Below are 13,484 nucleotides of genomic sequence, written 5' to 3'. Positions count from 1 at the left end.
CCCAAAGTAAGCAAAGGGCTCTGCCCCGCCTGTCGGCACCTCGCCTAGGCTCGGTGTTCCCTCACTCCGGCATTGCTCCGCGGGCCGCCGCGACGGGGCGTCCCTGCCCCGTCGCGGCTAAACCGGCGTCCTGCCGGTTTACCCGCTCCTCAATCCCTGCGTTCGGCCTCGGGCTTATTGGGGCAGTCAGAGCCAGATCAAGATCAAAAGCAAGAGCACAGCGGCCTACAGGCCGGCTTGAGTGGTAGAAGCCAGAGCAAAAGCCAAAGCGAAAACCAAATCTGAAACTGATGCAGCTCTGCTTTTCTGTGGGAGCTGGCTTGCCTGCGATGCAGACAACTCGGTTTTTCAGATACACCCAGTTGATGCTATCGCAGGCAAGCCAGCTCCCACATTTGACCGTGCACGCTGTAGATTTTGATTTTGATGTTGCCTTTGCTTCACACCACTCAAGCCGGCCTGTAGGCCGCTGTGCTGTTGATCTGCTTTTGATCTTGATCTTAGGCGCCCCGTTAAACCACGCTGGCCGAACGCAGGCTTTGGAGCGTGGGTAACCCGGCAGGACGCCGGGTTAGCCGCGCTGGGCCAAGGATGGCCCATCGCGGCGGCCCACGGTCCAAAGCCGGAGTGAGGGAACACCGAGCCTGAGCGAGGTGCCGAGTGGTGGGGCAAGAGCGTTTTGCTTACTTTTGCGCTTTTCAAAAGTGAGCCGCTGTAAGAGCGGAACCATAGGCGGCCATCACCCAGATAACGGATATGTACACCACCCAAACGAGCAAAAAAAAGCCCCACAAAGGCGGGGCTGAAAAGGTGCAGCAGTCATGCTTTAGGGCGTCTGTCCATCACGTGGCAAGCCTTGCCCTCAGACCGCTTGATCGAATGCAGTGGCTGCAAAACGATACGCGAGCTGATCCCGATATACGTCTTGATGTGCTTGCTCAACTCACTGGACACCGCTCTCTGCTGCTCATCATTGAGATGCTGATGCTCAGCCTTGAGCTCCACATGCACATCCACGCTGTCCAGGTTCCCGTTACGATACAGATGAATCTCATAACACTCGGAAAGCTGTTTTACTTTAAGCACCTGCTCCTCAATCTGCGTGGGAAACACGTTAACCCCGCGAATGATCAGCATGTCGTCACTGCGCCCGGTGATCTTGTCGATCCGCCGCATCGGCCGCGCAGTCCCCGGCAGCAACCGCGTCAGGTCCCGGGTGCGATAGCGAATCATCGGCAACGCCTCCTTGCTCAAGGACGTAAACACCAGTTCACCCATCTGCCCATCCGGCAACACTTCACCGGTCACCGGGTCAATGATTTCGGGGTAGAAATGGTCCTCCCAAATCGTCGGCCCATCCTTGGTCTCCGCACACTCCATCGCCACCCCCGGCCCCATGATTTCCGAGAGCCCGTAGATATCCAGCGCCGTGATCCCCAGTCGCGCCTCAATGGCGCTGCGCAGCTCGGCAGTCCACGGCTCGGCACCGAAGATCCCCAACCGCAATGCCAGCTTGTGGGGATCAATGCCCTGGCGCTCGATTTCATCGGCGATGTTGAGCATGTAGGAGGGCGTGACCATGATGATGTCCGGCTGGAAATCCTTGATCAGTTGCACCTGTTTTTCAGTCTGCCCGCCGGACATCGGAATCACCGTGCAACCCAGGCGTTCCGCGCCGTAGTGGGCGCCGAGGCCGCCGGTGAACAGTCCGTAGCCATAGGAGATATGTACCTTGTCACCTCGTCGGCCACCGGCGGCGCGGATCGAGCGGGCCACCACATTGGCCCAGGTGTCGATGTCGTTCTGGGTGTAACCCACCACCGTCGGCTTGCCGGTGGTGCCGCTGGAGGCGTGCAGGCGCACCACCTCGTTCATCGGCACGGCAAACATGCCGTAGGGGTAGCTGTCCCGCAGGTCGCTCTTGGTGGTGAACGGGAATCTGGCCAGGTCGTCCAGTGACTTGATGTCGTCGGGGTGCACCCCCTGCGCGTCGAAACGCTGACGGTACAACGGCACATTCTGGTAGGCGTGGCGCAGGCTCCAGCGCAGGCGCTCCAGTTGATGGGCGCGCAGTTGGTCGACGCTGGCGGTTTCCAGCGGGTCCAGCACAGGGTTAAGCACGGCGTTTGGAATAGGCATGTTCATGAGTTCACTCGAATTATTTTTGTGTATCAGCCCACCGCATACCGTGGGCTTTGAGTGCATGCCCCAAGGATACCGCTAGGTTCCCCGGGAATCGCGAATCTTTAGTCGGACAGCCGCTCGATGATCAGCGCGATGCCCTGGCCCACGCCGATGCACATGGTGCACAAGGCGTAGCGGCCGCCACGTTCTTCCAGTTCATGCAGGGCAGTGGTCACCAGCCGTGCGCCGCTCATCCCCAGCGGATGGCCGAGGGCGATGGCGCCGCCGTTGGGGTTGACCCGTGGGTCGTTGTCCCCCAGGCCCAGCTCCCGCAGCACCGCCAGACCCTGGGCGGCGAAGGCTTCGTTGAGTTCGATCACGTCCATGTCCGCCAGGCTCAGGTTGGCCAGCTCCAGCACCTTGCGGGTCGCCGGCACCGGGCCGATGCCCATGATCCGTGGCTCCACGCCGGCGGTGGCCATTGCCACCACCCGGCCGCGGGCGACCAGGCCGTGACGCTTGGCAACTTCGGCGCTGGCCAGCAGCAGGGCGCAGGCGCCGTCGTTGACCCCGGACGCGTTGCCGGCGGTGATGCTGCCGCCTTCACGGAACGGCGTGCCAAGTTTCTGCAGTTGCTCAAGGGTGGTGTCGCCGCGCGGGTGTTCGTCGTGTTCCACCACCCTGGCCGGGCCTTTGCGCTGGGGGATTTCCACCGCGACGATTTCCCTGGCCAGGCGCCCGCTGGCCTGGGCCGCCGCTGCACGTTGCTGGCTGCGCAGGGCAAATGCATCCTGGTCGGCGCGGGAGATATTGAACTGCTCGGCGACGTTTTCGGCGGTCTCCGGCATCGAGTCGATCCCGTAGGCTTTTTTCATCAGCGGGTTGACGAAGCGCCAGCCGATGGTGGTGTCGTACAGTTGCGCGTCGCGGGCAAATGCCTGCTCGGCCTTGCCCATTACCAGCGGCGCACGGGACATCGATTCGACGCCGCCCACCAGCATCAATCCTGCCTCGCCACAGCGAATCGCCCGGGCCGCGCTGCCGATGGCGTCCAGCCCCGAGCCGCACAAACGGTTGAGGGTGGTGCCCGGCACGCTCACCGGCAACCCGGCCAGCAGTGCCGACATGCGGGCCACGTTGCGGTTGTCCTCACCGGCCTGGTTGGCGCAGCCGTAGATCACATCGTCGACGCGGCTCCAGTCCACTTGCGGGTGGCGGCGCAGCAGTTCACGCAGCGGCACCGCACCGAGGTCGTCGGCGCGCACGCTGCTCAAGGCGCCGGCGTAGCGGCCGATCGGGGTGCGTACCGCGTCGATGATCAAGGCGTCATTCATTCGGATTCTCCTGCGCCAGCACCGTGCCGCGCACTTTGTAGGATTTGCCATGGAACAGCGCAATCAGCTGGCCCAGTTGGTTTTCGATACGGACGTCGTAGTTGCCGGTGCGCCCCGAGCGGCTTTGCTCGCGACAGTCGGCACTCAAGGTGTCGCCCAGGTGCGCCGGCGCGATGTAGTCGATACTGCAGCCCAGCGCCACAGTGGCGTCGTTGTAGCTGTTGCAGGCCAGGGCAAAGGCCGAGTCCGCCAGCGCAAACAGATAGCCGCCGTGGCAGGTGCCGTGGCCCTGGATCATGTCGGCGCGCACGCTCATGCCCAGTCGCGCGCAGCCCGGCGCCACCGAGAGCAGGCGCATGCCCATGCCCTGGCTCGCGGCGTCGCGGCTGAACATCGCCTGGGCACATTGGTTCGCCAGGTTCAAGGCTTCATGGTTGGTCATGCCGTGCGCTCCCTTAGCGGCCCTTGAAGCTCGGGCTGCGTTTTTCCATGAAGGCGGCGACGCCTTCGCGGTAATCCTCGCTGCGCCCGGCCAGGCGTTGCAGGTCGCGCTCCAGCTCCAGCTGTTCGTCAAAGCTGTTGCTCAGGCTGGCATTCAGGCTGCGCTTGATCAGCGCCAGGCCGTAGGTCGGTTGGGTGGCCAGGTGGCGGGCCAGGGTCAGGGCTTCGTTGCGCAATTCGGCGTCGTCCACGCAGCGGTAGATCAGGCCCCATTGCTCGGCTTGTTCGGCGCTCAGGCGGTTGCCCAGCAAGGCCAGCGCCTTGGCCCGGGCCATGCCCACCAGGCGCGGCAGGGTCCAGGTGCCGCCGGAGTCGGGGATCAGGCCGATCTTGCAGAACGCTTGAATGAAATTCGCCGAGCGCGCGGCCAGCACCAGGTCGCAGGCCAGTGGGATATTGGCGCCGGCCCCGGCCGCCACGCCGTTCACCGCGCAGATCACCGGCAGGGGCAGGTCGCGCAGTTGGCGGATCAGCGGGTTGTAGAACTTCTCGATGGACTCCCCCAGGTCCGGTACCGCACTGCCGGGCGCCACGTTGCGGTCGCTGAGGTCTTGCCCGGCGCAAAAGCCGCGGCCTTCGCCAGTCAGCAGCAATACCCGCACGTCGGGATTCTCCCGGACCTGCTGCAGCGCTTGCTGAACCTCGCCGTGCATCTGTGCGTTGAAGCTGTTGAGCTGGTCGGGGCGATTGAGGCTGAGCAGGGCGACGCCGGCCTCGATGGAAAACAGGATGTGTTCGAAGTTCATGGTCGTGAGGCCCTCACGGTGCACGCTCGGCGGTCAGCCGGCTCATTATTGGATCGGCCTGGTCAGCCGGTTTTGCCGGAGTATAGCTTTAACGTGATACATAAATGCAACGATAAAATTGATTTGGTGTGTCTTGTTTTGCGATTGGTAAAAATTGATATCCCGCGATATCGGTCTGTGAGCAGCTGATAAACCCCATATTTCATTGGCTTAAACCTGATTTTTAAACGCGCTGCGCACGGTCGCCTCGGCGGTCATCTCAAGCGATACGCTTTTTCAGCTTTGTGCTTGCAAAAATGATGTGATACAAAATAAGCCAAGATCGGCGTCGCTTTGCGAATACGCCCTATAAGGAATTCTTCATGACCTGCTACAGCCTCGACGGCCTGACCCCGGTGGTCGACCCCACGGCCTACGTTCATCCCTCGGCCGTACTGATCGGCGACGTGATCATCGGCCCCCATTGCTATGTGGGGCCGCTGGCGAGTTTGCGCGGCGACTTCGGGCGCATCGTCCTTGAAGAGGGCGCCAACCTGCAGGACACCTGCGTGATGCACGGCTTCCCGGACAGCGACACCGTCGTCGAGCGCAACGGCCATATCGGCCACGGCGCAGTGCTGCACGGTTGCCGGATCGGCACCGATGCATTGGTGGGCATGAATGCGGTGGTGATGGACAGCGCGCGCATTGGCGCTCGCTCGTTCGTCTCGGCGGCGGCCTTTGTCAAAGCCGGTTTCGAATGCCCCGAGCAGTCGTTGGTGATGGGCACACCGGCCAGCGTCAAGCGCAGCCTCAGCGACGAAGAGGTGCACTGGAAGCAAACCGGCACCCGCGAATACCAGCGCCTGGCCCAGCGTTGCCTGGAGCAGATGCACGAGTGCGACCCCCTGAGCGCGCCGGAAGCCGACCGGCCACGGATCAGCGACAGCGGCCTGCGACCCAAGGGCACATGAATCGCCTGCATCCCGACGCCGCTAAAAACGGTATATTTTCTCTTTTTGCCTCGGTACGCCCATGTCGTCACTGACACCCCTGAACCAACTGATCACCCGCTTCCAGGAGCAGACGCCGATTCGCGCCAGCTCCCTGATCATCACCTTGTACGGGGACGCCATCGAGCCCCACGGCGGGACGGTGTGGCTGGGCAGCCTGATCCAGTTGCTCGAACCCATCGGCATCAATGAACGGCTGATCCGTACCTCGATCTTCCGCCTGACCAAGGAAGGCTGGCTGACCGCCGAGAAAGTCGGGCGCCGTAGCTACTACAGCCTGACCGGTGCCGGGCGTCGACGTTTCGACAAGGCCTTCAAGCGGGTCTACAGCTCCAGCGTGCCGGCGTGGGATGGTTCGTGGTGCCTGGTGATACTCACACAGTTGACCCAGGACAAGCGCAAACAGGTGCGTGAAGAGCTGGAGTGGCAAGGTTTTGGTGCGATTGCCCCAACGGTGCTGGCGTGCCCGCGCAGCGACCGCGCCGACGTCAACGCCACGTTGCTCGACCTCGGTGCCCAGGAAGACACCATCGTCTTCGAGACCACGGCGCAGGATGTACTGGCGTCCAAGGCCCTGCGGGTGCAGGTGCGCGAGAGCTGGAACATCGAGGAGCTGGCGGCCCATTACAGCGAGTTCATCCAACTGTTCCGACCGCTCTGGCAAGCGCTTCGCGAGCAGGAGCAGCTTGCGCCTGCCGACTGTTTCCTGGCACGGGTCCTGCTTATTCATGAATACCGCAAACTGCTGCTGCGCGACCCGCAATTGCCCGATGAATTGCTCCCCGGCGATTGGGAAGGCCGCGCCGCCCGCCAGTTGTGCCGCAATATTTACCGGTTGATCTACGCCAAGGCCGAGGAATGGCTGAACAGCGCGCTGGAAACTGCCGACGGCCCGTTGCCGGACGTTGGCGAGAGTTTTTACCGGCGGTTCGGAGGCCTGAAATAAGGAGCAACGCTGTTCAGGAGAACGGGTGGAGTGATGTGGCGTAGAGAATAAAAATAAGCCTGCGTGAGGCCTGAACATGATGTCTTCAATTGCACAGCGCTGTGATGGGTTCGACCAATGGATCCATCAGATCAATCAGATCTGCGGCGCGTTTGATGCGCAAATCCTGGGGGATGGTTTTTCCGGGCAGATCCGCGAATACCAGAGCGGCGCGCTGAAGCTCAGCTTTGTCGACGCCTGCCAGGCGCGGCTGTTTCGTACCCCCACGCAAATCGCAGCGGGCGAGGGCGGCAAGTACTTTGCGGTGTTCCAGCTCGACGGTACGGCCGGCATGGCCCAGGGCGACAGCAAGGCGCTGTTGCGTGCGGGCGACATCACCCTGATCGATGCCGCGCACCCCAGTGATTTCACCTACAGCGAGAACTCGCGGCAGTTGTCGCTGATCCTGCCGTCGTACCTGGTGGAGCAGACCTTGCGCTTCAACCCGGTCAAATGCGGGCACCGCATCGAGGCGACATCGCCGATGGCGATGCTCTCCCGGCAGCTGATTCTGGAAGCGACCCGCCAGGACAACCTGACCTTGCAGGAAAGTGAAGCGACGCTGGAGGCGATCATCAATTTGTTGCGCCCGGCCATCAGCCAGGCGGGCGAAGGTAGCGACGCCCATGAACGGGTGTTTCGCAAGACCCTGGAGTGCATTGACCAGCACATTCGCTCCGAAGAGCTGTGCCCTGAATGGCTGGCGCGGGAGGTGGGGATGTCGGTGCGCGGGCTGTACCGGATCTTTGCGCGCAAGGGTTTGGTGGTGGCGCGGTACATCAAGAACCGGCGGCTGGATTTGTGTGCCGAGTCGCTGCGCCAGTCCAGGGTGGAGGAGAAGCTTTCGGTGCTGGGGTATTCGTGGGGGTTTTCGGATTCCAGCTACTTTTCGACGGCGTTCAAGTCGCGGTTTGGCATTGCGCCGGGTGAGTATCGCAAGCAACACACCTGAACGGTAGGAGCTGGCTTGCCTGCGATAGCGGAGTGTCAGCTACCCATTCCTGGCTGACCCACCGCTATCGCAGGCAAGCCAGCTCCCACAGGTTTCAGTTGGGCATTCCGTCTTCGATCGCAATCCCTTGGGCACGCATCTCCTTGATCAACCCCGCCCTTGTGCCCGGCAGATTGAGCATCGCTTTGTGCCGCAACTCAGTGACTTCCTCGGCGCTATAGGGCTTGTAATCCACCGGCGTGCTCTTGCCCGCCATCCCGTCCGGGCGCATCAGCCAGTTCAGCAAGTCCGCCAGTTGCCCATCGTTCAGCGCCGACTGTGACATCCCCGGCACCCGTACCAAAAACTCCCGACCACCCGGCACCTTCAGAAAGTTGCCGACAAACCCGGTCATCCTCGGCGTGTCGTTCGCCGCCGAGCCCATGCCGCTGCCTAGATGGCAGCCGGCACACTGCAGCTGATAGTTGGTCGCCACGCTGTACCCGGCCTGGGCGATGGGCGTTTGCGGCGATTCATTACCTGGTGCGTGCTTCTGGTTCGGATTGGGAATCGCCCGTGCCTGGGCGAGCGGGGCGGCGAAGACACACATCAAGCTCAGCAAAAACAACGTACGCATGACAAGCCTCTTGCACTGACCTGTGGCGAGGGAGCTTGCTCCCGTTGGGCTGCGCAGCGGCCCCAAGATCTTTGGGAGCGCTTCGCACTCCAGCGGGAGCAAGCTCCCTCGCCACAGGGGTGAGTTAAACCGCGACGCCGCGAATGATCGAGACCGTGCAGTGGTAGATGTGGGATTTGGCCGCCAGGCACCAGTTCACATCGTTGTTGTTGAACGGTCGGTACGCCGGCTCTTCACTGTCGTTACGCGTGCACGCGCACTGGGCGCAGCTTTGCTTACCGCAGCAGTCGTTATAGGAAATGATGTAGTCCTTGCCATCCGCCGGGTTGCGGCAGGTGCCGATCCAGGTCACCTGGGACGCCTCGGTGCCGGGTGGGCAGGATGTCACCGAACCGCCGCAGCAACTGCACAGGAAGCCGTCGATGGAGCAGTAGCGCCAGTAGTCGCAGCTGTTCGGGTCGCCCGGGTCACCGGCTTTCGGGTTATCGGCGGCCAGCGCCTTGCTGGTGCGGTCCAGGGGCAGCAGCAGGGGCAAGGCGGCGCCTGCGACCATCAGCGAACCCATGCGGGCCAACAGTTTGCGCCGTGACGTGGTGTCGGCCAGGCGACGGGTCGAGCGCTCGAATAACAGATCCAGCAATTTCATGAGAGTCTCCCTGCCTTAATCAGTGGCTATGGCTATGGCCGTGGCTGTGGTCGTGGGGCTGCGGCTGGCTGTTGAGGTATTCCTGCAGCGTGGCGCTTTTCAGGTGTTCGACTTCGAACAGGCTGTCCAGGTGCTCGCGGGAATTGACCAGGCCCTTGGCGCGCAAGGTGCCGCTCTTGTCGATCAGCGCGGCATACGGCAGCTTGCCGATCTGGTAGGTCATGCCGACTTCCGGGCCGACCACGTAGGTGACGTCGTCCAGCTTGTGCTCGGTGATCAGCGCTTGCTGGGCTTCCATGTCGCCGTCACTGATAAACACCACATCAAGGCGGTCAGCCTGCTCCTTGGCGATGGATTTGATCGCCGGCAACAGGGATTTGCAGATCGGGCAGGTCGGCGAGAGGAAGAACAGCAACTGGTTCTTCTCACCGGCATAGCCGAAGTTCACCGGGCGACCCTTACGGTCGGAAGCAGTGACTTGCGGCGCCGGCTCATTCACCGCCACGCCCTTGTCCACCATCAGCGCGCCGGCCGGGGCGATGCGCCCGTGCAGCACACCAATCTGGCGCACCAGGCCCATTACGGCAAACGCCAGTGCCAGCAGCAGGACCCACAGCAGTACGTTGGAAACAATCAGGCCTTCCATTGATCACCTACCAATCAGTTTGAGCAGAAGAGGGGAGTTCGCCATCAGGCCATCGGCTGCGGCGTAAATCAGCAGCGCGACAGCGCTGGCGGCAACAGTGACGAAGCCGTCGAAAAAACCGAGGTCACGGGCAATCGGCAACACGCTGGCCAGCAGGGCCACGGCCACCAGTGCGCCGTTGCGCAGCAGCAGGATCGGTCGCAACGGCTGCGCCTGGTCGGGCCCGGCGCAACCGCAGTCGATGTCCCGGCGACCGCGCCACAGGTTGATGCCAATCGCCGCGGCGTACAGCGCAATCAGGCCGGCGGCACTGAGGGCTGCCCAGGAACGGGTCGCCGGCACCAGCAACGCAAAGGCAATCACCAGTTCCAGTACCGGAATCACCCGGGCGCCGGGACGGATCACCGCCTCGGGCAGTAACTGGTAGTCCGCCAGTTGCCGGGCAAAGCGTGCCGGTGCGCGCAACTTGTGGGTTGCGGCACTGGCCAGCAACACCGCAATGGCGAGGGCGCTGGCAATGATGAAGATCGGGTCGATATGCATGGCCGAACCTCTTTAGTAGCTCATGATCTGGGTTGCGGTCTTCGCAACCTTGGCCATGCTACCGGTGAGTTTGTTGGTCTTCAGGTCGAAGATCTGCAGGCCGCCTTCGACGTCGGCGCCCAGCAACAGGGGCTTGTCGTCGCCGGTGGCCTGCATGCTCCAGACCGGCGTCGGGGCTTCCAGGGTGGCTATCTTCTTCATGGTCTTGAGGTCGTAGGCCCAGATGATAGTGCTGGGGTCTTCCCACTTCATCGGTTCGTGGTTGTCGTGCATCAGTACGTACAGGCGGTTGAGTTTTGGCGCCACGGCCATCAACTGCCAGCCGCCGGGTGCCCAGCCGGTTTTCTTTTCCGCGTCGGTGGTGAGTGACCACGATGGCAGGATTTTCGGGCTGTCGCCGGAGAAATCGACAGGGCGGATGGTGCCGGTGGTGGTGGTGAAGTAGTAGGTGTCACCCACATTCACCGCGCGTTCGTTGAGCTTCTCGGCGTTGGGGTCGAAGAAGTGCGTGCGGTTGCGTGAGGTTTCCTGGCCCTGGTCGTTGAGGGTGACCACTTGCAGGCTGCCGTCGCCGCACAATGAGGCGAAGCGGCGAGTGCCGACCGGGTAATTGAGCACGCAGCCCGGGATCGCGATTTCGGCGGTGACGGCGTGGGACTGGGTGTCGACCACGGTGACCGACGTCGACGGGGTGAAGTTGTAGACGTAGACGAAACGGTCATCGCCGCTGGTTTTCAGGCCGTAGCGCTGGGTCAGGGATTCGGCGCGTTTGTTCGGGATCAGCACTTCCCACGACGGCGACAGGCTGGAGCTGTCCCAGGCGGTCAGCACGTCGGTGCGATCGCCACGGGTGCCGCGGGAATAGTAGATATCGGCGCTGTACAGGGTCTTCTGGTCGTGGCTCAGGGCCGAGGGGGCGGCGAAGCCGGTGGGCACCATGCCGAGGACGCGCTTTTTGTCGGGGTCGACGACGGTGACGCGGCCGACCACGAAGCTTTCGAACTCGACGTCTACCACGAAGGCGCGGTGGGCTTCCGGCGGGAAGGCCAGGGTGGTCTGGCCGATGGTGTCTGGCGGTAAATCCGCCTGGGCGCTGTTCAAGCCGAGTACAAGCAGGCCCAGACCCAGCGCTGACTGTACGTTGATCCTGTTGCTTCGCATTAGGGGCACTCCCTGAATTATTGTGTTTTGCTAATCGCGGGTGCTTTGGCAGATTCTTGCAAGTGGATTCTGCCTTGTGGGGGGATTGCAAGAATTGTTGTGGCTGCCAAGTGGTTGTGTGTCTGTGCCAATGGTTTGGGGTGGGGTGTATATCCGTTATTTGGGTGATGGCTTCGATGGGTTCCGCTCTTACAGCGGGTCACTTTTGAAAGGAGCCCAAAAGTAACCAAAAGGCTCTTGCCCCACCACTCGGCACCTCGCCTAGGCTCGGTGTTCCCTCACTCCGGCTTTGGACCGTGGGCCGCCGCGATGGGCCATCCTTGGCCCAGCGCGGCTAACCCGGCGTCCTGCCGGGTTACCCACGCTCCAAAGCCTGCGTTCGGCCAGCGTGGTTTAACGGGGCGCCCAAGATCAAGATCAAAAGCAGATCAAGAGCACAGCGGCCTACAGGCCGGCTTGAGTGGTGTGAAGCAAAGGCAACATCAAGATCAAAATCTACAGCGGGCACGGTCCAAATGTGGGAGCTGGCTTGCCTGCGATGGCATCACCTCGGTGCATCTGAAAAACCGAGTTGTCTGCATCGCAGGCAAGCCAGCTCCCACAGAAAAGCAGAGCTGCATTAGTTTCAGATTTGGTTTTCGCTTTTGATCTGGCTTCTACCACTCAAGCCGGCCTGTAGGCCGCTGTGCTCTTGCTTTTGATCTTGATCTGACTGCCCCAATAAGGCCGAGGCCGAACGTAGGGATTGAGGAGCGGGTAAACCGGCAGGACGCCGGTTTAGCCGCGACGGGGCAGGGACGCCCCGTCGCGGCGGCCCGCGGAACAATGCCGGAGTGAGGGAACACCGAGCCTTAGCGAGGTGCCGACAGGCGGGGCAGAGCGCTTTGGTTACTTTGCCGCTTTTGCAAAGTGACTCGCTGTAAGAGCGAAACCCTAAGCCGCCGTTACCCAAATAACGGATATGCCCCCCAATCTCACGCCCCCACCAACGGCAGTGAAAAACTGAAAACCGCCCCACACGGCTCAAGATTCTGCGCCCAGATATCCCCATGATGCCGACCAATAATGTTCTTGCACAACGCCAACCCAATCCCGTTACCACCCACCTTCGACGAAAAGAACCCGTCAAAGATTTTCTCCCGCGCCACCGCCTGAATCCCACGCCCACAATCCTCGACACTCAACCGCGCCACGCCTCCATCCCGACAGGCATGCAACCGCAGCACCCGACGCTCAAGGGGCAGCTCACTCATCTCTTCGATGGCATTGAACGCCAGGTTCAGAATCACCTGTCCAATCAGCACTCTCTCGCACTGCACCATCAGCGGCTCCGCACTCGGGATGATCTCCAGCCGCACCTGGCCGGGCTCGGCCCGCAGGCTGATGAAGTACTGGGTCTCGTGCAGCAATTCATTCAAGTCCACCAACTCGGCGCTCTGCTCCAGCTTGACCACATAATCACGCACACTCTTGATGATCAATGAAGCGTGCTCCACCTGCCGCACGGCACTTTGCAGCCCCCAGTTCACCCCCTGGTCGGCACTGTGGGTATCACCCAGGCGAATCAACACCCCTTCGATAAAATTGCGAGTGGCCGCCAGCGGCTGGCTCAGCTCATGGGCAATCGCCACGGCCATCTCGCCCATGGCGTTATAGCGCGCCAGATATTCAAGCTGCTGCTCGCTGACACGCCGGGCTTCCTCCGCGCGGATCAGGTCGCGCTTGACCTTGTCTTCCCGGGAAATATCGCGGAACTGCACCATCAGCACATCGCGCCCGTCCAGGTGCACCAGCGTCGCAACAGCTTCCGAAAGAATCTCCACACCGGCCTTGGAGCGGTAACACCATTCGATGGTGCGCTGGCCGCTGCGGGCCGCGCGTTCCAGCCAGCGCAGGCCGATGGACCGCTTGTACTTCGGCGCATCGCGGGTCATGTCCGGGGCTTTCAGCGGGATCAGTTCTTCCAGGGTAAAACCCAGTGCCGACAGCGCGGCGGTGTTGGCCCAGAGGATGTCCTTGCTCTGCGCATCATGAAGGATGGTGCAGATCGGCATGGCTTCGATCAGGGTGTGGAAATCATGGTGATTGGGTTGATACATCGCGTAGCCCTTGGCGGTGGAGGGGACGACTACAGTGGCAAGTTATACCGCTTTGCCTGCGCGGGCACGCTCAGAAGTTATCGGGGGCGCACTAGGGGATTTCTTTAGCCGGGGGGCTGCACGCCCCAATAGTTGACGG

Annotated in this window: 13 protein-coding genes; 3 read left to right on the top strand and 10 right to left on the bottom strand. The window is 62.0% G+C overall.

Annotated elements, in window-relative coordinates; all coding sequences use genetic code 11:
• Window positions 1–819 precede the first annotated feature (819 nt).
• The 4 genes from paaK to paaG form a co-directional block, all read right to left on the bottom strand.
• The gene (gene paaK, locus P3C29_RS31440) at window positions 820–2,145 is read right to left on the bottom strand and encodes a phenylacetate--CoA ligase PaaK (RefSeq protein WP_275966340.1); all 1,326 of its coding nucleotides are present in this window, start codon (window positions 2,143–2,145) and stop codon (window positions 820–822) included.
• A gap of 101 nt (window positions 2,146–2,246) precedes the next feature.
• Window positions 2,247–3,458: a 3-oxoadipyl-CoA thiolase gene (pcaF, locus tag P3C29_RS31435; RefSeq protein ID WP_201123168.1), complete on the bottom strand. Its 1,212-nt coding sequence runs from the start codon at window positions 3,456–3,458 to the stop codon at window positions 2,247–2,249.
• Window positions 3,451–3,900 carry a hydroxyphenylacetyl-CoA thioesterase PaaI gene (gene paaI / locus P3C29_RS31430; protein WP_177134769.1) on the bottom strand — a complete coding sequence of 150 codons (450 nt, stop codon included), beginning with the start codon at window positions 3,898–3,900 and terminating at the stop codon, window positions 3,451–3,453. Before paaI ends, pcaF begins: the two co-directional genes overlap by 8 nt.
• 13 nt (window positions 3,901–3,913) lie before the next feature.
• Complete coding sequence (paaG, locus tag P3C29_RS31425) at window positions 3,914–4,705, bottom strand: 2-(1,2-epoxy-1,2-dihydrophenyl)acetyl-CoA isomerase PaaG (RefSeq protein ID WP_275966339.1); 792 nt, start codon at window positions 4,703–4,705, stop codon at window positions 3,914–3,916.
• 362 nt (window positions 4,706–5,067) lie between these two features.
• Between paaG and paaY the strand changes: the two genes are divergently transcribed.
• From paaY to feaR, 3 genes are all read left to right on the top strand, one after another.
• A complete protein-coding gene (gene paaY, locus P3C29_RS31420; protein WP_275966338.1) occupies window positions 5,068–5,658 on the top strand; it encodes a phenylacetic acid degradation protein PaaY in 591 nt (196 codons plus the stop codon).
• Window positions 5,659–5,719: 61 nt separating this feature from the next.
• The gene (gene paaX / locus P3C29_RS31415; protein WP_275966337.1) at window positions 5,720–6,643 is read left to right on the top strand and encodes a phenylacetic acid degradation operon negative regulatory protein PaaX; all 924 of its coding nucleotides are present in this window, start codon (window positions 5,720–5,722) and stop codon (window positions 6,641–6,643) included.
• A gap of 76 nt (window positions 6,644–6,719) precedes the next feature.
• Window positions 6,720–7,634, top strand: coding sequence for a transcriptional regulator FeaR (feaR, locus tag P3C29_RS31410; protein ID WP_169387960.1), 915 nt, complete (start codon window positions 6,720–6,722; stop codon window positions 7,632–7,634).
• Window positions 7,635–7,728: 94 nt separating this feature from the next.
• On the opposite strand, the gene P3C29_RS31405 is transcribed toward feaR, so the two are convergent.
• The 6 genes from P3C29_RS31405 to P3C29_RS31380 all read right to left on the bottom strand — a co-directional run bounded on the left by P3C29_RS31405 (window position 7,729) and on the right by P3C29_RS31380 (window position 13,345).
• Complete coding sequence (locus tag P3C29_RS31405; RefSeq protein WP_201123175.1) at window positions 7,729–8,250, bottom strand: cytochrome C; 522 nt, start codon at window positions 8,248–8,250, stop codon at window positions 7,729–7,731.
• Window positions 8,251–8,374: 124 nt separating this feature from the next.
• Window positions 8,375–8,896, bottom strand: a complete 522-nt coding sequence (locus P3C29_RS31400) for a methylamine dehydrogenase light chain (RefSeq protein ID WP_003208877.1) — start codon at window positions 8,894–8,896, stop codon at window positions 8,375–8,377.
• A gap of 19 nt (window positions 8,897–8,915) precedes the next feature.
• Window positions 8,916–9,542: a methylamine dehydrogenase accessory protein MauD gene (gene mauD, locus P3C29_RS31395; protein ID WP_275966336.1), complete on the bottom strand. Its 627-nt coding sequence runs from the start codon at window positions 9,540–9,542 to the stop codon at window positions 8,916–8,918.
• 3 nt (window positions 9,543–9,545) lie between these two features.
• On the bottom strand, window positions 9,546–10,085 hold the full coding sequence (locus P3C29_RS31390) for a MauE/DoxX family redox-associated membrane protein (RefSeq protein ID WP_275966335.1): 540 nt from the start codon (window positions 10,083–10,085) through the stop codon (window positions 9,546–9,548).
• A 12-nt stretch (window positions 10,086–10,097) separates the two neighbouring features.
• Window positions 10,098–11,246, bottom strand: a complete 1,149-nt coding sequence (locus P3C29_RS31385; RefSeq protein WP_275966334.1) for an amine dehydrogenase large subunit — start codon at window positions 11,244–11,246, stop codon at window positions 10,098–10,100.
• A gap of 974 nt (window positions 11,247–12,220) precedes the next feature.
• The gene (locus tag P3C29_RS31380; protein ID WP_275966333.1) at window positions 12,221–13,345 is read right to left on the bottom strand and encodes a PAS domain-containing sensor histidine kinase; all 1,125 of its coding nucleotides are present in this window, start codon (window positions 13,343–13,345) and stop codon (window positions 12,221–12,223) included.
• Between the last annotated feature and the right edge of the window lie 139 nt (window positions 13,346–13,484).

The organism is Pseudomonas sp. 1912-s, from assembly GCF_029269205.1.
Lineage (GTDB): Bacteria > Pseudomonadota > Gammaproteobacteria > Pseudomonadales > Pseudomonadaceae > Aquipseudomonas.
This window is presented reverse-complemented; position numbering and strand designations above follow the sequence as displayed.

Bases quoted from the DNA above. Each gene is read 5' to 3' on its own strand.
- paaK (WP_275966340.1), bottom strand. From the start codon at position 2,145: ATGAACATGCCTATTCCAAACGCCGTGCTTAACCCTGTGCTGGACCCG.
- pcaF (WP_201123168.1), bottom strand. From the start codon at position 3,458: ATGAATGACGCCTTGATCATCGACGCGGTACGCACCCCGATCGGCCGC.
- paaI (WP_177134769.1), bottom strand. From the start codon at position 3,900: ATGACCAACCATGAAGCCTTGAACCTGGCGAACCAATGTGCCCAGGCG.
- paaG (WP_275966339.1), bottom strand. From the start codon at position 4,705: ATGAACTTCGAACACATCCTGTTTTCCATCGAGGCCGGCGTCGCCCTG.
- paaY (WP_275966338.1), top strand. From the start codon at position 5,068: ATGACCTGCTACAGCCTCGACGGCCTGACCCCGGTGGTCGACCCCACG.
- paaX (WP_275966337.1), top strand. From the start codon at position 5,720: ATGTCGTCACTGACACCCCTGAACCAACTGATCACCCGCTTCCAGGAG.
- feaR (WP_169387960.1), top strand. From the start codon at position 6,720: ATGATGTCTTCAATTGCACAGCGCTGTGATGGGTTCGACCAATGGATC.
- P3C29_RS31405 (WP_201123175.1), bottom strand. From the start codon at position 8,250: ATGCGTACGTTGTTTTTGCTGAGCTTGATGTGTGTCTTCGCCGCCCCG.
- P3C29_RS31400 (WP_003208877.1), bottom strand. From the start codon at position 8,896: ATGAAATTGCTGGATCTGTTATTCGAGCGCTCGACCCGTCGCCTGGCC.
- mauD (WP_275966336.1), bottom strand. From the start codon at position 9,542: ATGGAAGGCCTGATTGTTTCCAACGTACTGCTGTGGGTCCTGCTGCTG.
- P3C29_RS31390 (WP_275966335.1), bottom strand. From the start codon at position 10,085: ATGCATATCGACCCGATCTTCATCATTGCCAGCGCCCTCGCCATTGCG.
- P3C29_RS31385 (WP_275966334.1), bottom strand. From the start codon at position 11,246: ATGCGAAGCAACAGGATCAACGTACAGTCAGCGCTGGGTCTGGGCCTG.
- P3C29_RS31380 (WP_275966333.1), bottom strand. From the start codon at position 13,345: ATGTATCAACCCAATCACCATGATTTCCACACCCTGATCGAAGCCATG.